Origin of the sequence: Pandoraea anhela (assembly GCF_902459655.1) — a bacterium.
Taxonomy (GTDB): Bacteria; Pseudomonadota; Gammaproteobacteria; order Burkholderiales; family Burkholderiaceae; genus Pandoraea; species Pandoraea anhela.
Genome location: NZ_CABPSB010000002.1, coordinates 348,933 through 365,663, shown reverse-complemented (window position 1 = coordinate 365,663; position 16,731 = coordinate 348,933). Strand labels below are relative to the sequence as shown.

At 65.5% G+C, this 16,731-nt stretch carries 11 protein-coding genes and 1 pseudogene; 7 read left to right on the top strand and 5 right to left on the bottom strand.

Annotated elements, in window-relative coordinates; genetic code table 11:
- Positions 1-42: 42 nt before the first annotated feature.
- The gene (hemN, locus tag PAN31108_RS04750) at positions 43-1,587 is read right to left on the bottom strand and encodes an oxygen-independent coproporphyrinogen III oxidase (RefSeq protein WP_246183774.1); all 1,545 of its coding nucleotides are present in this window, start codon (positions 1,585-1,587) and stop codon (positions 43-45) included.
- A gap of 445 nt (positions 1,588-2,032) precedes the next feature.
- On the opposite strand from hemN, the gene PAN31108_RS04745 reads away from it, so the two are divergent.
- Positions 2,033-3,007, top strand: a complete 975-nt coding sequence (locus tag PAN31108_RS04745; protein WP_150667715.1) for a LysR family transcriptional regulator — start codon at positions 2,033-2,035, stop codon at positions 3,005-3,007.
- Between the two features lie 135 nt (positions 3,008-3,142).
- Here PAN31108_RS04745 and PAN31108_RS04740 read toward each other — a convergent pair whose 3' ends face one another.
- The 3 genes from PAN31108_RS04740 to dprA all read right to left on the bottom strand — a co-directional run bounded on the left by PAN31108_RS04740 (position 3,143) and on the right by dprA (position 8,129).
- Complete coding sequence (locus PAN31108_RS04740) at positions 3,143-5,857, bottom strand: DNA topoisomerase III (RefSeq protein WP_150667714.1); 2,715 nt, start codon at positions 5,855-5,857, stop codon at positions 3,143-3,145.
- A gap of 246 nt (positions 5,858-6,103) precedes the next feature.
- A complete protein-coding gene (locus PAN31108_RS04735; protein ID WP_150667713.1) occupies positions 6,104-6,493 on the bottom strand; it encodes a thioredoxin family protein in 390 nt (129 codons plus the stop codon).
- A 70-nt stretch (positions 6,494-6,563) separates the two neighbouring features.
- On the bottom strand, positions 6,564-8,129 hold the full coding sequence (dprA, locus tag PAN31108_RS04730) for a DNA-processing protein DprA (RefSeq protein ID WP_174994853.1): 1,566 nt from the start codon (positions 8,127-8,129) through the stop codon (positions 6,564-6,566).
- Positions 8,130-8,258: 129 nt separating this feature from the next.
- On the opposite strand from dprA, the gene def reads away from it, so the two are divergent.
- The 4 genes from def to htpX all read left to right on the top strand — a co-directional run bounded on the left by def (position 8,259) and on the right by htpX (position 12,844).
- Positions 8,259-8,762 carry a peptide deformylase gene (gene def, locus PAN31108_RS04725; protein ID WP_150667711.1) on the top strand — a complete coding sequence of 168 codons (504 nt, stop codon included), beginning with the start codon at positions 8,259-8,261 and terminating at the stop codon, positions 8,760-8,762.
- Positions 8,763-8,922: 160 nt separating this feature from the next.
- Positions 8,923-10,734 carry an ArnT family glycosyltransferase gene (locus tag PAN31108_RS04720; protein WP_150667710.1) on the top strand — a complete coding sequence of 604 codons (1,812 nt, stop codon included), beginning with the start codon at positions 8,923-8,925 and terminating at the stop codon, positions 10,732-10,734.
- Between the two features lie 61 nt (positions 10,735-10,795).
- The gene (fmt, locus tag PAN31108_RS04715) at positions 10,796-11,773 is read left to right on the top strand and encodes a methionyl-tRNA formyltransferase (protein WP_150667709.1); all 978 of its coding nucleotides are present in this window, start codon (positions 10,796-10,798) and stop codon (positions 11,771-11,773) included.
- A gap of 213 nt (positions 11,774-11,986) precedes the next feature.
- On the top strand, positions 11,987-12,844 hold the full coding sequence (htpX, locus tag PAN31108_RS04710; protein WP_150667708.1) for a zinc metalloprotease HtpX: 858 nt from the start codon (positions 11,987-11,989) through the stop codon (positions 12,842-12,844).
- A 7-nt stretch (positions 12,845-12,851) separates the two neighbouring features.
- Here htpX and PAN31108_RS04705 read toward each other — a convergent pair whose 3' ends face one another.
- Positions 12,852-14,480: a glycoside hydrolase family 71/99 protein gene (locus PAN31108_RS04705; protein WP_150667707.1), complete on the bottom strand. Its 1,629-nt coding sequence runs from the start codon at positions 14,478-14,480 to the stop codon at positions 12,852-12,854.
- A 334-nt stretch (positions 14,481-14,814) separates the two neighbouring features.
- On the opposite strand from PAN31108_RS04705, the gene rsmB reads away from it, so the two are divergent.
- Together rsmB and PAN31108_RS26705 are read left to right on the top strand one after the other, a co-directional pair.
- The gene (gene rsmB, locus PAN31108_RS04700; RefSeq protein WP_150667706.1) at positions 14,815-16,128 is read left to right on the top strand and encodes a 16S rRNA (cytosine(967)-C(5))-methyltransferase RsmB; all 1,314 of its coding nucleotides are present in this window, start codon (positions 14,815-14,817) and stop codon (positions 16,126-16,128) included.
- Positions 16,125-16,721: pseudogene (locus tag PAN31108_RS26705) on the top strand (DUF4390 domain-containing protein); the annotation flags it as partial. The gene rsmB and the pseudogene PAN31108_RS26705, both read left to right, overlap by 4 nt.
- Positions 16,722-16,731 lie beyond the last annotated feature (10 nt).

The following is a 16,731-nucleotide window of genomic DNA, read 5'->3' as shown; positions in this document are numbered from 1 at the left end:
TTTTGCCGTCTGGTAATGCGATGTGACGCCGCGTGTGATCCGTTACAGCACCTTCGCGCATCGGTCGTTGGCGGCGCTGCGACGATAGCCGTCGAACACTTGCGCCACGACCCGCACCAGCAGGCGACCGGCGGGCAGAACGCGCAGTCCGTGGGCGTCGATGGCGACGAGGCCGTCTGCGCACAGATCGGCCAACTCGCCCAGTTCGGTCGCGAAGTACGATACGAAATCGATGCCGTGAGCCCGCTCGACGGCGCTGAAGTCGAGCGCCATGTGGCACATCAGCCGCGAGATGACATCGCGCCGGATGTGGTCGTCCGTGTCGAGTTGCACGCCGCGCGCGATGGCCAGACCGCCGGCGTCGATGGCCTCGTAATACGCTTTCAGCGTCTTCTCGTTCTGTGCGTAACTGTCGCCGATGCGCCCGATGGCCGACATGCCGACGCCGATGAGATCGCAGTCGGCCCGCGTGCTGTAGCCCTGGAAGTTGCGGTGCAGCGTGCCCGCCGTCTGCGCGAGCGCGAGTTCGTCGTCCGGGCGAGCGAAGTGATCCATCCCGATATAGACGTAACCGGCATCGGTCAGACGCGTGATGATCGTTTGCAGCAGCGCGAGTTTTTGCCGCGCGTCGGGCAATGTCTCCGGCAGGCAGCGCTGCATCTTGAATTGCTGCGGCAGATGCGCATAGCTGAACACCGACAGCCGCTCGGGCGCCATCTCGATCACGGCGTCGAGCGTGTTCGAAAAGGATGCCGCGGTCTGATGCGGCAACCCATAGATCAAGTCGAAGTTGACGGACTTGAAGCCGCAACTGCGCGCGGCGTCGAGAGTGGCCTCGACCAGGGCGCGCGGCTGCACGCGATGAATCGCTTCCTGAACGCGCGGATCGAAGTCCTGCACGCCGATGGACAGTCGATTGAACCCGAGCGCCCGCAGCGCGCGAATCGATGCCGGCCCGGCGCTACGCGGGTCGATCTCGATGGCGTACTCGGCGCTGTCGTCATGCGTCATCACGAACTGTCGGCCGATGGCGTCGATGAGCGACGCGATTTGCTCCAGTGAGAGGAACGTCGGGGTGCCGCCGCCCCAATGCATCTGGGAGAGCGTGCGGCCGGCGCCGAGCAGCGACGCCTGTCTCGCGATCTCCGCATGCAGGCGCGCCACGTAAGCGTCGGCATGCGCGCGATTGTTCGTGACGATCTTGGTGCATGCGCAGTAAAAGCACACGGTATCGCAGAACGGTACGTGCAGATATAGCGAGATCGGTCGGCCGGTGCGCTTGGATTGCGCGGCCGCGCGTGCGTAGTCGCCAGCGCCGAAGTCGTCGCGAAACTGGAGCGCCGTGGGGTAAGACGTGTAACGCGGTCCGTTGATGTCGTAACGGCCAAGAAGGCGGGCGTCGACGTGCACCGGTGTGTACGGCGCCGACCGGGGGGACAGTCCCTTGCGCGACTTGCAGGGGGAGGATCCATGGTCATGGTGCTGGGCACCGGCGCTGGAGGACGTGCAGCCGGGGCACGGTGTGCCGCCGTGCGGATCATCGGGCGCGCTGGCGCAAGGCGTCGACAAAATAGGAATGGGATTCATGACGAGGCCTGTAACAATCGGTGATATTCGACTGTAGCGGCGCCCTGAACGCCGCGCCGTGACCTGCGTCAAACACCCCGCTGGCAGTACGCATGCTGCGTGTGCGCGAGATCGATCGTCGAGACATTGCGCAAAACCGCGCATTGAAAGCTCATTTGTGCGTCGTCGCGCGCATACGGGGCGGCTGCGGTGCGTCGAAATCGTTGCCGCGTCAGGCAATTTTTCGTCGCCTACGGTAAGCTACGCCCTAAATACAGCTTCACTACTGCTTCATCGAAGTCCCCCGCCGTGTCGACAGCCCTGGCGGCACGCGCGAGGCTCGCCCCGGAATCCCCGGGGCGGCGGTCCGACCGGTGCCCGCGGGTATCCGCAGTGCCGGTAACTCGCCGGTCCGCCCATACTCGTTGTTGCCGAAACGACGCGGCACATCACGATTGGAAACAACATGGACCGTCTGCAATCGATGCGCGTTTTCGTCAAAGTGGCCGATAACGGGAGTTTTGCCCGTACGGCCGCCCAGATGGATCTGTCTGCCGCTGTGGTTACGCGGCACGTCGCGGAACTCGAATCGCATCTCGGCGTTCGTCTGCTCAACCGCACCACCCGTAGCCTGTCGCTGACCGGCGCCGGTCAGGTGTATCTCGAACGCTGCCGGCAGATCATCGACGAAGTCGACGAAGCCGATGCCCTCATCTCCAGCGCTTCGCGCGATCCGAAAGGCACCTTGAAGGTCGTGGCACCGGTGTCGTTCGGTGTGCGTAACCTCGCGCCACTGGTCAAGAAGTATCAGGAACTGCACCCGAAAGTCGTGGTGGACCTCACGCTGACCGACCGCGCGGTCGATCTGGTGGAAGAGGGGTACGACTGCGGAATTCTGCTCACGCGCATGATCAACAGCGAAAGCCTGATCTCGCGCGTGCTCGCCGAAACGCGCGTGATGCTGTGCGCTTCGCCCGCCTATATCGCCGAACATGGCGAGCCGGTCACGCCGCAGGAACTGGGCGAGCACGGCGTGCTGGGCCTGCCGAGCGAATTCTGGAGCGACGACCGTGTGTTCTCCGGGCCGGATGGCGAAGTCAGGGTGCGCGTGCAGAACAAGCTCATCTGCAACAACACGGCGTTGCTGCGTCAGTCGGTCTTGTTGGGGCACGGCATTGCGTTCCTGCCGTCGTATCTGGTGGGTAACGACGTGCGCGACGGCGATCTCGTCGCGCTCATGCGCAATTATTCCCAGACTCCCATCGACGTCTCGCTTGTCTATCCGAGCCGCAAGTATCTGTCGGCGAAAACGCGTGGCTTCATCGATCTGACGGTCGAATATTTCCGTCAGAACGAGAGCATTTCTGCTGCCGAGCGCTGGGTGCCGCCCAAGGTGTCGTCGAGCGCACCGGCCACGCCGACCAGCGAGATGCCGGTTTGATACGATCGTTGCGACGTTTTCAAGGCGCTGGATGACGAAACGGCCGCTTCCTCACGGAAGCGGCCGTTTTTCATTGCCTCGGGGATGCGGGGCGATGCGGTGAAGCCTAGACCACGGCCACGAGACGCCCGACGCTCAGAACGGCGCGTCGTCCTCGTCGAACGCGGTGTCGTCGGACTTGCCGGCGGCCGATCGGGTCGCCGGTTTGGCCTTCGCGGTCGTCTTCTTCGCGGCGGCCTTCTTGGCCGGCGCCTTGGCCGCAGCGGTCCGGGCGGCGGTCTTGCGTGCCGGGGCCACCTTTTCGTCGCTCTTCTCGCTGTCCTTCCCGCCTTCGTCCGCGCCTGCCTTCGCGGCGGTCTTCTTCGGGGCCTTCGCCTCGAATTCGAAGCCGATCTTGCCGTCCTTCTGCTTGGCCAGATAGGCCTTGAACGTACGGCCGGTGCGCGACGACTTGAAGTTCGTCAGCAGATCCGTCTTGCCTTCGGTGAGCAGTTTGTGAATCTGCTCGCGCGTAATTTCCTGCTGGAGAATCACCTTGCCCGATGTGAAGTCGCACGTCTTCGGATTGGCGACGGCGTTCTCGCAGACGTAACGCATGCCGTGCTCGAACACACGCCCGTTGCACTTCGGGCAATGCCCCACCGGCTCCTGACCCGTGAAGTCCGGGGCTTCGCCGTCTTCGTCGCCATTGTCCTGACCGAAGTCGAATTCGAGCTTGTAGCCCATTTCGTCATCGGGCGAGAGCTTGATGATGGCCGAGAACGGACGTCCCATCTTGCTGCGAAAGCCCGAGAGCGGACCGATGGTCTTGTTGCGCAGCAGTTCTTCGACTTCCGGGATTTCGAATTGACGTCCGCCGGGAATCTTCGAGATCGAGAAGTTGCAGTTCGTGCAGGCGAAGCGTCGATAGTTCTCCTTGACCACGCCGCCGCAATGCGGGCACGGCGTGCTGAGCGTCGCGTAATCGCCGGGGATGGTGTCGGAGTCGTATTCCTTCGCCCGCTTGACGATGGTCTGCGTCATTTGCGCGATTTCGTGCATGAATTCGTCACGCTTGAGACCGCCGCGCTCGATTTGCGAGAGCTTGGCTTCCCATTCGCCCGTGAGTTCGGGCAGCGTGAGTTCGTCCACGCCGAGGCCGCGCAACAGCGTCATCAACTGGAACGCCTTGGCCGTCGGATGCAGTTCACGGCCTTCGCGCACGAGGTACTTTTCCGTGAGCAGGCCTTCGATGATAGCCGCGCGCGTGGCCGGTGTGCCGAGGCCCTTGCCGGCCATCGCCTCGCGCAACTCGCCGTCTTCGACGAGTTTGCCCGCGCCTTCCATCGCGGAGAGCAACGTGGCTTCGCTGTATCGCGCGGGCGGCTTGGTTTGCAGACCGACCGCCGCTACCTTGTCGACGCCGACCTTCTCGTCCTTGGCAACCGGCACGAGGTTCGGTTGTTCTTCCTTCGCGTTCTTGCCGTCCTTGCCTTCGTCCGCGCCTTCCTTGCCGTAAATGGCGAGCCAGCCGGCCTGCACCAGAACCTTGCCCTCGGTCTTGAAGTGATGACCGACCACTTCCGTGATGCGGGTCGTCACCTGATACTCGGCCGCCGGGAAGAACACCGCCAGGAAGCGCTTGACCACGAGGTCGTACAGCTTCTGCTCCGGCTCGGAGAGGTTCTTCGGCGCCTGAAGCGTCGGGATGATGGCGAAGTGATCGCTGATCTTGCTGTTGTCGAAGATCCGCTTGTTCGGCTTCACCCAATCCTTGTTCAGGATCTGGTTGGCGAACTGGTGGTAGTTGTTGCTCTCTTTGAGCACCGCCATCGTTTCTTTGACGGTCGCCAGATAGTCTTCCGGCAGCGCCCGGGCGTCGGTACGCGGATACGTGAGCACCTTGTGCTTTTCGTACAGCGCCTGCGCCAGACCGAGCGTGTTCTTCGCCGAGAAGCCGAAGCGGCTGTTGGCTTCGCGTTGCAGGCTCGTCAGATCGAACAGCAACGGCGAGAGCTGGCTCGACGGCTTGGATTCTTCCGTGACGGTGCCGTGCTTGCCGCGCACCGCCGCCACGACCGACTCGGCCGCCGCCACACTCCACAGGCGCGAATCGCGCTGCTCGGGGTCGAATTCGTTGCGCTTGAAGTTCGGGTCGAACCAGCGGCCTTCATAGAAACCGGCGGCAGCCACGAACTCGGCTTTGACTTCCCAGTAATCGCGCGATACGAACTTGCGAATCTTCTCTTCGCGCTCGACCACGATCGACAGCGTGGGCGTCTGCACGCGCCCGACCGTCGTCAGGAAGAAGCCGCCGCCCTTGCTGTTGAAGGCGGTCATGGCGCGCGTGCCGTTGATGCCGACCAGCCAGTCGGCCTCGGCACGGCTGCGCGCGGCGTCGGCCAGCGGCAACATGTCGTCGTCGGTGCGCAGGCGCTTGAAGCCGTCGCGGATCGACTGCGGCGTCATCGACTGGAGCCACAGACGCTTGACCGGCTGCTTCGCCTTCGCATGCTGCGCGATCAGACGGAAAATCAATTCCCCTTCGCGTCCCGCGTCACAGGCGTTGATCAGGACATCCACGTCCTTGCGCTTGATGAGACGGGTGAGCACCTTCAGACGCGACTCGCTCTTGGCGATCGGCTTGAGGTCGAAGTGCGGGGGAATCACGGGAAGGTTGGCGAAGCTCCACTTGCCGCGTTTGACTTCATAGTCTTCCGGCGCGCCGATTTCGACGAGGTGGCCAACCGCCGAGGAGACGACGTAATCGTCGTTCTCGAAGTACTCGTCATGCTTGGTAAAGCCGCCCAGCGCCCGCGCGATGTCATTCGCGACAGACGGTTTCTCGGCAATGATCAGAGCTTTTGACATGACGTTAAGTAATGTTGAGGGGGTGTCGCCAGGCGACATTCGTTGGCTTTATAACATATAGCCAATCCGGCGTTGCCGTTGGGCCAGGCACGAGGCGTGCCTGAAAGCGGCACATCATAAGCGCGTCGCAAGCCGGCGGCAAGGGTGGCGCCGGCCCGGCCGTGGCGGTGCTGTGGCGCGGCACCGACGCGATTCCGAATGGGCCGCCGCCGCGTTCCGGCAGGTGTGATCGGCGCGCGGCCGGCGTCAATCGGCAAGCAGATGCTCGCGCAGCGCCGGCGCGACGACCGTGGCGTTGCCCAGCACGCCGGTGTCGAGCATCCGCTCCAAAATGCCGATGGCCGGCAACACCGGGCCGAAGAAACGGGCCTGTCCTGCGGCCTGGGGCGCGTCCTGAACCAGCAGGGTCGGGAAGTTCTCGATGTCGTGATCGTCGAGCCAGTCGGCGTGCGTTTCGATATCCACCCAGACGAAGCACAACTCGGGACGCTTTGCCGCCAGTTGCTCGAACGTCTGCGCATATTCACGGCAGGTGCCGCACCACGCCGCGCACAGACAGGCCACGAGACGCTTGTTGCCCTCGGCCAGCGCAGCGGCAAGCGCGGGACGGTCGGCGACGGGATCGAAAACGGGCATGGTGTCGGTGATATCGGGTTCGGGATTGGGGGACGGGCAGGGCACTCTTGGTGAAACACAACAGTAGCGCTCAGCGACGCTCAGGAGGCTCGCGACGCACGAACCGGCCGCCGGGCAGCCGGGCGATGCGGCCGTCGAGCTCGAGCGCGCCGAGCTGCGAGAGCACGGCGGCGATGCTCAGGCCGGAGCGCTCGCGCAGGGTGTCCGCGCTGACGGGATCATACCCCAGCGCTTCCAGGATCGCTGTCGTGCCCGGTGGCGGGGCGGTCGATGCGCCGGAGGTCGGCGATTCGCGCTGCATGGTGGCGTGGACAGCCGCCGGGCGGGTGGCGTTCCCCACATCGCTTCCCTCGTTGCTTCCGCCGTCGCTTCCATCGTCGTTCCGGTCACCGTCCCATCCATCGTGCCCACGCGGCACGTCGTCGCAGGTCGGTGTCGCCGCCGGGGAAGCGCCGCTGTGGGTTCGGGGCCGCCGCGCGGTGCTGCACGGCCTGCCGGTGTCGCGCGCTGCGCTCGCCGACGTCACCGGCGCGGCGATGCCCATGGCCTCGAACACATCCTCGACGCAGCCCGCCAGCGTCGCACCGTCCCGTATCAGCACATGGCAGCCCTGGCTCTGCGGCGCGTGGATCGAGCCGGGCACGGCGAGCACGTCGCGCCCGAGTTCGCCCGCCAGACGCGCCGTGATGAGCGAGCCCGAGTGCGTCGTGGCCTCCATGACCACGGTGCATCGCGCCAACGCAGCGATGAGTCGGTTGCGACGCGGGAAGTGCTCCGGCCGGGGCGGGGTGCCGATGGGAAACGCCGAGAGCAGCAGACCGCGCGCCGCGACGCGCTCGGCCAACGCCCGGTGGCGTGCGGGATAGACGACGTCTGCGCCGGTGCCGATCACCGCGCACGTGCCCCCCACCGTCTCGAGCGCGCCTTCGTGCGCCGCCGCGTCGATCCCGGCGGCGAGCCCCGACACGACGGTCACGCCCGCGTCTCCCAAGGCCCGGGCGAAGTGCCGGGCGTTGTCGCGTCCCTGCGGCGTGGCGCGGCGGCTGCCGACCAGCGCTGCGGCCATGTCCCCGGCGTTGCCGGTGCGGTTCGCGAGCCCGGCATCCCCCCGACAGTAGAGGATGGGCGGTGGGTCGCCAAGGGTCAGCAGCGCGCGGGGATAGGCCGGTTCGCACAAGGTGACGACGGCGCATCCCGGGCGATCGGCCCATTCGCGCGTGAGGGCGATCCGTGCGTGCAGTTCGGGCGATGTCCGCGCCAGCAGACGGGTGGCGATTTCCCGTGGAATCACGTCCGCCAATGCGGCGCGCGAGACGCCGAAGATCGCGGCAGGCGGGCCGAACGCGGTCAGCAGACGGCGCACCGCACCGGGGGGCACGCCCGGCGTGTGGCATAGCCGCAGCCAGTCCGCGATTTCCTCGCGATCGGCGCCGATCCGTGCTTGCGGCGCAGGGGGCGCCGCGGTCGGTGTCGACGCCACAGGTGCGAGGTGATCAAGGTGGGCGACGTGCGTGGCGGGGGCATCTCCCGCAGCGCAGGGGGCGTCGGTCAGGCAGGTGGGGCGGGCGTTGCCGGCGACAGCGGGCGTTTCGATCGCCAGCACTGGCGGGAGCGCTATGCTAAAATTTTTCATCATCCGGTAAGCATTGACCGGGGGGCCAGGGCAGGCGGAGCGCGGCGAGCGTCTCGCCATGCACATCAGCCATCGCACGATTGTGCGTCGGCGCTCGCCCGCGTGGCAATGCGGCGAATTCCCGTTTTTATCATGGCATTACTACCCATTCTTCAGTATCCCGATCCGCGTCTGCACAAGGTGGCCAAGCCGGTCGCCGAGGTGGACGACCGGATCCGTCAACTCGTCAAGGACATGGCCGAGACCATGTACGACGCCCCCGGCATCGGCCTCGCGGCCACGCAGGTCGACGTCCACGAGCAAGTCATCGTGATGGACCTCTCGGAAACGCGCGACGAGTTGCGCGTGTTCATCAACCCGAAGATCGTCTGGCGTAGCGACGAGCAGAAGGTCTACGAAGAGGGTTGCCTCTCCGTGCCGGGCATCTACGACGAAGTCGAGCGTGCCGACCGCGTACGTGTGGAAGCGTTGAACGAGAAGGGCGAGACGTTCGTGATCGATGCCGACGACCTGCTCGCCGTGTGCATCCAGCATGAAATGGATCACCTCAAGGGGCGCGTGTTCGTCGAATACCTCTCGCCGCTCAAGCGCAACCGCATCAAGGCGAAGATGAAGAAGCAGGCCGAGCGCGCCTGAACGTCGCCCGTCTTCCTGCCGTGAGGGCCGCCCGCCGTGGGCGCGCCCGGTAAAGTCCTCTATACTTGCAGCGCTCGCGGGCTACACGCCAGCCTTCTGCCGCTGCGACGGGGCGTCTCGAACGTCTGCCGTCGGACCCACACCCCGACTGTTCACCGAGATGTCCATCGCCACCCATAAGACCGCCTCGTCTGCCTCATCCCCCTCGTCCGCTTCGTCGTCCGCGTCGCCGTCATCCCGTGCTCGCACGATCTACTGGCTGAGCGCCGCGCTGCTGTTCGCGTTTCTGCTCGCGGGCCTGTTCGATCGCGATCCGTGGAAAGCCGACGAGCCGTATTCGGTCGGTATGGTGCTGAACTTCTTCCGGGGGCACGACCTGATCGTGCCGCACGTGGCGGCCGACCCCTTCGTAGAGAAGCCGCCGGTCATGTACTGGACGGGGGCGTTGTTCGCGCGGCTTACGTCCGACGTGCTGCCGGTCTTCCAGGGTGCGCAAATCGCGGTGCTCGCGTGGCTCGTGATCGCGGTGATCTGTGTAGGTCGGCTGGCGCAACGCCTGTATGGCGCCGACACGTTCCACTGGCTCGCGCCGATGCTCATGGTCGGCAGTTTCGGCGCCATCGAAAACATCCACAAGCTGACGGCGGACGTGCCGCAACTGGCGGGCGCGGCGCTCGCGCTGGCGGCGCTGGCGCGTCTGGCCCAGGCCCGAGCGGTAAACTCCGCGCGGCTTTGGGGGCTGCTGTTCGGCACGGGCGCGGGCATCGCGTTCCTCAGCAAGGGCCTGCTGGTGCCGGGCGTGCTCGGACTCACCGCGCTCGCCGTACTCCTGCTGCCGGCCTATCGCACGCGACGCTATGCGGCGTCGCTCGGTTGGGCGGTGCTGGCGTCGCTCCCGTGGCTGATCGTTTGGCCAGTGCTGTTCTGGCGCGCCTCCGAACCGTTGTTCATCGAATGGTTCTGGGATAACAACTTCGGTCGCTTCTTCGGTTTCGTGCATCTCGGCGGCGAGCGCAAGTCGTACTGGAACGACGTGACGAGCCTGCTCGGACTCACGTTTCCCGCCGGTTGGCTCGCGCTCGGCGCGCTGATCGCGCAACTGCGACAGGGCGGCGTGCGACGCTTCGCCGCCGCGTGTCCCGAACTCGCCATGCTGTGGCTGTACGTCGGACTGTTCGTGCTGACGCTGGTGGTCTCGTCGGCCATCCGCGATATCTATATGTTGTCGCTCTTCCCGGCGATCGCCGTGTTGGGGGCGGGGGTGCGTCTGCCGTCCTGGCTGGAGAAGACGTGGTCCGGCGTGGCGCTGGTCCTCATGAGCGTGCTGGGGCTTTTCCTGTGGGTACGGTGGGGGCTGCAACTGACCGGAAACGGACATGTCGCCGCCGGCCCCATCGGCAAATGGCTGCCGCTCGACTATGTATTGCCGTTCTCGCCGGGACTGGTGCTGGCGGCGCTCGTGATCGCCGCACTGTGGGGCGCGGCCATCGTGCATCGTCGTCGACTCGGCGCGCTGGTTTTCGGGTTTGCCGGCCTGTTGTTCGTATGGGGAACGCTCTCGACGTTGCTGCTGCCGTGGGTCAACGAAGCACGCAGCTACCGCACGCCTTTCGCCGCGCTCCAGGCTGCGCTGGTGAAGGCGCCAAAGACGGACGCCTCGGGGGTGAGCGCTTGCATCGGGTCATTCAACATGGGCGAGTCGGAGCGGGGCATGCTCGACTATTTCATCGATGTCCGGCCGGTGCAGCTGGCGAGCCTCGCAGACGCGCCGCGCTGCGGTACGTTGCTCGTGCTGGACAAGGCCAATGCACGGATTGCCGTGCCGGACGACGGCTGGCAGGAGATCTGGCAAGGCGGCCGCGCGGGCGATACGAACGAGCGCTTCCGTGCCTTCGTCCGATCCGCTGCGCCCACGGCATCGGCTGCCGCCCCGACAGCCACGGTCGCCGCACCGGCCTCAGCCGTCCGGTAAGTCGACGCACATCCCAGTCACACCCAGTCACATCCAAGCGGTCAGCAGGAGGAAGTTCATCATGACGCTTCGCATCGTTTTCGCCGGCACACCGGAGTTCGCACAAACCGCGCTTGCCGCTATCGATGCTGCTGGCTTCCCGGTGGAGTTGGTGCTCACTCAACCGGATCGTCCTGCCGGGCGGGGCATGAAGCTGCAAGCCAGCCCGGTCAAGCGGTATGCGCAGTCGCATGGCATGCCGGTGGCGCAGCCCCCGTCGCTGCGTCGCAACGGCAAGTCCCCCGAGGAAGCGTCGGCCGCGATCGAACAACTGCGTGCGCTCGCACCGGACGTCATGGTCGTGGCCGCCTACGGCCTGATCCTGCCGCAGGAAGTCCTCGATCTGCCGCGCTACGGCTGCCTGAACATTCACGGCTCGCTGCTGCCGCGCTGGCGTGGCGCCGCGCCGATTCATCGCGCCATCGAAGCGGGTGACGCCGAGACCGGCATCACCATCATGCAGATGGACGCCGGTCTCGACACCGGCGCGATGATCCTGCGTGAAGCCGAGCCCATCGGTGCGCAGGACACGACGGCCACGCTGCACGACCGCATGGCGGCGCTGGGCGGCAAGCTGATCGTCGACGCGTTGCGTCAACTGGCGCGCGATGGCCACCTGCCGTCCGAGCCTCAGCCCGAAGCGGGCGTCACTTACGCCGAAAAGATCGCCAAGCATGAAGCGGTGCTGGACTGGGGCAAACCGGCCGAAATGCTGGCCCGTCAGGTGCGGGCGTTCGATCCGTTCCCCGGCGCGCTGGGCACGGTGCACGACACGCCCGTGAAGCTGTGGCGCGCCAGCCCCGTCGCAGGTCGATCGGGCGCCGCGCCCGGTACGGTGCTCGAAGTGAGCGCTGACGCCATCGTGATCGCCTGCGGCGAAGGCGCGCTGCGCGTGACCGAATGCCAGAAGCCGGGCGGCAAGCGTTTGCCGGTGCGCGAATTCCTCGCGGGTTTTGCCTTGGCGCCGGGCGACGTATTGACGTCGGGCGAAACGCCTTGAGCTTTTTGGGACGACGCGTTCTGTTCATCAAAACAGTACGAAAATGACGCAAAACGTCGCGGAAGTCGCCCCGAATCGCGGTGAACGTCTGAAAAACGTGCGCAGGAGTCACACCGGACGTTGAATTTTCGAGAGGCGTCGCCATCTAACGCCCGAGGACACGCAAAGTGCGTGACTCTATGAGGTCATCAAGAATTTGCAGAGGAGAACACCATGTTCAATTGGATGAAGACCACCCTGCTGATGGCGGCCATCACCGCGTTGTTCATGGTGGTGGGCGGCATGATCGGCGGCAAGCAGGGCATGATGCTCGCGCTGGCGTTTGCGCTCGCGATGAATTTCTTTTCGTACTGGTTCTCGGACAAGATGGTGCTGCGCATGTACAACGCGCAGCAGGTCGACGAAACCAGCGCCCCGCAGTTCTACAACATGGTGCGCGAGTTGTCGCAGCGCGCCGGCCTGCCGATGCCGAAGGTGTTCCTCATCAACGAGGATGCCCCGAACGCATTCGCGACCGGCCGCAATCCGGAGAACGCTGCCGTGGCGGCGACGACCGGTATCCTGCGTGTCCTCTCCGAGCGTGAGTTGCGCGGTGTGATGGCGCACGAGCTGGCGCACGTGAAGCACCGCGACATTCTCATCTCGACGATTTCCGCGACGATGGCCGGCGCGATCTCCGCGCTCGCCAACTTCGCCATGATCTTCGGCGGCCGCGACGAAAACGGCCGTCCGGCCAATCCGATCGCGAGCATTGCCGTGGCGATTCTCGCGCCGCTGGCCGCATCGCTGATTCAGATGGCGATTTCGCGCGCGCGCGAGTTCGAAGCGGACCGGGGCGGTGCGGAAATTTCCGGCGACCCGCAGGCGCTCGCGATGGCGCTCGACAAGATCCACCGTTACGCGCAGGGCATTCCGTTCGATACGGCCGAGCAGCATCCGGCCACGGCGCAGATGATGATCATGAATCCGCTGCGCGCGGGTGGGTTGCAGAACTTGTTCAGCACCCACCCCGCGACCGAGGAGCGTATTGCCCGGTTGATGGAAATGGCGCGTACCGGGCGCTACGAGTGATGTCGCCTCAGGGCTTCGGCGGCGACGTCCAGATCGCCTCGCCCTGATAGATCACACGAACGGTTCCGTCGTTGGCGACATACAGGTACGCACCGGCATGGTTCTCCGTGCTGGTCGCCCAGAGCGGTTTGCCTGTGGTGTCGTAGCTGACGAAATTGCCGTCGCCCTGCATGAGCAACCGGCCGCTGGCATTGGCCGGCTTGCCGATCGTTGCGGCGAGCGTGCCGTCGCGGTACAGGCCGGCGGTGCCGTTGCTCTCCTGACGCAGGCTCATGTGGCCGTCGCACGACGACACCGACGCCGTGCCTGTGATCGCCTGATTCGGCTTGAGCACGCCGCACTCCGGAATGCTCGAATCGAACGGCCCCGGATCTGTCGGCGTGGTGCGCGTGTAGCCGGGTACCCCGTGGAAGAGGTTGCCGATCTCGTGCGCCATGCGCAGGTTCCAGTCGTGCGGCAAGCGCAGGCCGTCCTGATCGAGGTTGACCCACTGAAGTTGTGATGGCGTCTCCGAGGCGTTGCTCGCGAGCTTCAGCAACGACGTGCCCTCGCCGACTTCGTCGAACATGGCGATCTTGATCGTGCGAACGCCGGCGCTACGGTCGTCGTAAGCCTGATGCCAGAAGAACGCGCCGCCTCGGGAATGCGCGCCGATGGTCGGGCGGTTGCCGTTCGCGCGATCGCGTCCCGACGAAGCCGGCAGCACGGTCGGCATGTAGAGCTGCCCCGAGGCCCGGGTGGCGTCGAGCTGCGGCTTGATGCGGTTGCGCAGTTGCCAGTCGAGGTCGTCCTCGGTGCTGTAGGAGCCGACGTTCCAGGGCTGGATGACGTCGAGCATTGCGAGGGTGTCCTTCCACTCCGGCAGTTCCATCCAGAACGGACTCACGCCGCCGATCACCGTCGTTTGCGCCGTGTTCTTGAACCAGGCGATCACGCGCCGCGCGAGCGCCGGCTTCACCCCCCACAATTCGTCGGCCGGACGTCCGATACCCCAGAGCGACACGACGGGCTTGCCATTGTGCTTCTGGTAGCCGGGGTTGTCGAGAATGTGCAGGTCGTTGACCAGATGGGTCCAGTCGGCCGTGATCTTGTTGAAGAGCGCATCTTCCTCCGCCTGACTGTGCGTGTCGTTGAACATGCCGCTCATGTCGTACTCGATCATGATGCTGCGTCCGTTGTCGCGCGCGGCCTGAAAAGCGTTGGTGAGGACGATGTCCCGTTCGGCGTAGTACGAGTCCAGCGAGCCGAGAAAGCGCTGGAGCATCGCGCCGTCGATGCCGTATTCGCGCATCCAGCGGAAGTGCGTCTGTGCAGTGCCCGACGACAACGACGTGAAGAAGTAGGCCTGCTGGCCGTTGACCGTCAGACCGGGCACGGCGCAACGCGACTGAACCGGATACTCGGTGGTGATCGGATAGCCCGGCACGCTCACCATGTTCGCGTCCGGCACGACCTGCGAGATGTACGACCAGTGGAACCAGTTGCTATCCGGGCCGGGGTCGCCGGGGCAATGGAACCAGCCCTGATAGGCGGCAAAGACCTGATCGTTCAGCGTGCTGGTGTCCGGGTTCTGCGCCTGGGCCGCGGTGGCGACGAGCAGACTGAGCAAGAGTGCTGGGAGATGGCGTTTTCGCATGATGGGCGTTGGGATGGGCGTTAGTACGCAGGTTGGTATTGAAGGGCGGAACGTCGTGGACCAATCTGACATCAACCCTCACGGCCCGGGCGCGCTATGCGAAGCCGGCGCTCGTCGCGCGAAGCGGGCGTCTGATGAAATGCCGGGGCGCCCGGGATGTCGTGTCTCGCAGACGGGTGCGAAGTGAGGGCTGACGCGCTTGGTGTCGCCCCTGCGGCAGGGGCAAGTGTCGGGCGCAATGGGGGGGCGTCAGTCTGCTATCCTGTCGCCCGACAGCCGTCTGATAGCCTCACATGCCCGCCGTCGCGCGGGCATGTTCGTTTGTAGAATGCCCATGCCGCAACCGAGTCTGCCCACCGAATCCCTGGCCTACGCGCTGCAACGCGCCGCTCAGGCCCTCGAATCCGTCCAGAAGGGCACCGCGTTGCCGCAGGCACTCGCGCAAGCGACCACTCAGTGCGCGCCGACCGTGCGCGCTGCCGCCCAGGATCTCGCCTATCGCGCCGTGCGTCGTCTGGGAAGCAGCCGAGCGTTGCTCGCCCTGCTGGTCAAGCCCACGCTTCAGGCGCGCGTGCGCGATATTCTTTTGTGCGCGCTCGCCCTGCTACAGGACGATGCCGAAGGTGCTGCGTACACCGAATTTACCGTCGTCGATCAGGCGGTCGAGGCGATCGCCGCGCAACGCCGCACCGTCGCCGCCAAGGGACTGGCCAATGCGGTCCTGCGGCGCTTCTTGCGCGAGCGCACCGAACTGATGGCGGAAATCGCCACTCAACCCGAAGCCCGCTGGAACTACCCGACGTGGTGGATCGACACCTTGCGCGACGCCTATCCCGAGCAATGGGAGACGTTGCTCGCCGCCGGCGACAGCCGCGGTCCGATGACGCTGCGTGTGAACACCCGGCGCGTGAGCGTGGCGCAGATGCAGGCGAGCCTGGGCGCCGCCGGCATGGACGCCGAGGTCATCGGCCCGGTGGCGTTGCGTCTTGCGCAGGCGGTGCCGGTGGATCGTCTGCCGGGGTTCGCAGACGGCTGGGTCTCGGTGCAGGACGCCGGTGCGCAACTGGCCGCGCCGCTCGTGCTCGGCGAGTCGCCGCGTGCGGGCATGCGGGTGCTGGACGCCTGCGCCGCACCCGGCGGCAAGACCGGGCACCTTCTGGAAATGGCGGACGTTCACGTCACGGCGCTCGAATCGGATCGCACGCGGGTGCCGCGCATCTACGAGAATCTCGAACGTCTCGGGCTGGAAGCCGACGTGCGCATCGGCGACGCGGGCAACCCGTCGAAGTGGTCCGGCGGGGGCTGGGACGGCGTGCCGTTCGACCGGATTCTGGCCGACGTGCCGTGCTCGGCCGCCGGCATCGTGCGGCGTCACCCGGACATTCGCTGGCTGCGTCGCGAGGCCGATATCGCCGCGCTGGTGGAGGAGCAACGGCGTATTCTGCTGGCGCTCTGGAACACGCTGGCCGTGGGCGGCGAGCTGATTTACGCGACGTGTTCCGTCTTTCCGTCGGAAAACGAACGACAAGCGCAATGGTTTGAACGGGTTCGCACAGATGCGGTACGATTGGACGCTCCCGGGCAACTGCTGATGACTCCCGGCGGCGCCCACGACGGTTTCTACTACGCTCGTTTCCAGAAACGGTGACATTCTCCCAACGGCTACTGGCCTGCCTGCTGCCGCTGCTGCTGAGCGTCTTCGCGCTCGGCTACGCGACACCCGCGCTCGCCGACAACGACATCCAGGTGCGCGAGGCACGGCTCGAACCGTCCGACGGCGGCTGGTCGCTCGACGCGCGCTTCGCTTTCGAGCTCAACAACAGCCTCGAAGATGCCGTCAATCGCGGCGTCTCCCTCTATTTCACGACGGACTTCGAACTCACGCGCTCGCGCTGGTACTGGTTCGACGAGAAGGTGGTGAATACGTCGCAGAGCGTGCGGTTGTGGTTCCAGCCGCTCACGCGGCAATACCGTGTTTCGAGCAATAACGGCAACAGCAATAGCGGTGGCCTGCAACTCGGCTTCGGTTCGTTGCGCGAGGCGCTCGCGCTCGTGCGCAACGTGAGCGGCTGGCGGGTGATCGAAAAGGGCGTGGTCAAGTCGGGCACGCAGTATCAGGCGTCCGTTCGCATGCGACTCGACAATGCCCTCATGCCCAAGCCGTTTCAGATCGACGCGGTGAATAACCGCGACTGGAACCTCAGTTCGGACTGGGCACGCTTCCTGTTCTCTCCGGCGCAAGCGCCGGCCG

What these genes read in the sequence shown, in the direction of transcription:
- rsmB (WP_150667706.1), top strand. Translation starts at nt 14,815, where the DNA reads ATGCCGCAACCGAGTCTGCCCACCGAATCCCTGGCCTACGCGCTGCAA.
- PAN31108_RS04720 (WP_150667710.1), top strand. Translation starts at nt 8,923, where the DNA reads ATGTCCATCGCCACCCATAAGACCGCCTCGTCTGCCTCATCCCCCTCG.
- def (WP_150667711.1), top strand. Translation starts at nt 8,259, where the DNA reads ATGGCATTACTACCCATTCTTCAGTATCCCGATCCGCGTCTGCACAAG.
- dprA (WP_174994853.1), bottom strand. Translation starts at nt 8,129, where the DNA reads ATGATGAAAAATTTTAGCATAGCGCTCCCGCCAGTGCTGGCGATCGAA.
- fmt (WP_150667709.1), top strand. Translation starts at nt 10,796, where the DNA reads ATGACGCTTCGCATCGTTTTCGCCGGCACACCGGAGTTCGCACAAACC.
- hemN (WP_246183774.1), bottom strand. Translation starts at nt 1,587, where the DNA reads ATGAATCCCATTCCTATTTTGTCGACGCCTTGCGCCAGCGCGCCCGAT.
- htpX (WP_150667708.1), top strand. Translation starts at nt 11,987, where the DNA reads ATGTTCAATTGGATGAAGACCACCCTGCTGATGGCGGCCATCACCGCG.
- PAN31108_RS04740 (WP_150667714.1), bottom strand. Translation starts at nt 5,857, where the DNA reads ATGTCAAAAGCTCTGATCATTGCCGAGAAACCGTCTGTCGCGAATGAC.
- PAN31108_RS04735 (WP_150667713.1), bottom strand. Translation starts at nt 6,493, where the DNA reads ATGCCCGTTTTCGATCCCGTCGCCGACCGTCCCGCGCTTGCCGCTGCG.
- PAN31108_RS04705 (WP_150667707.1), bottom strand. Translation starts at nt 14,480, where the DNA reads ATGCGAAAACGCCATCTCCCAGCACTCTTGCTCAGTCTGCTCGTCGCC.
- PAN31108_RS04745 (WP_150667715.1), top strand. Translation starts at nt 2,033, where the DNA reads ATGGACCGTCTGCAATCGATGCGCGTTTTCGTCAAAGTGGCCGATAAC.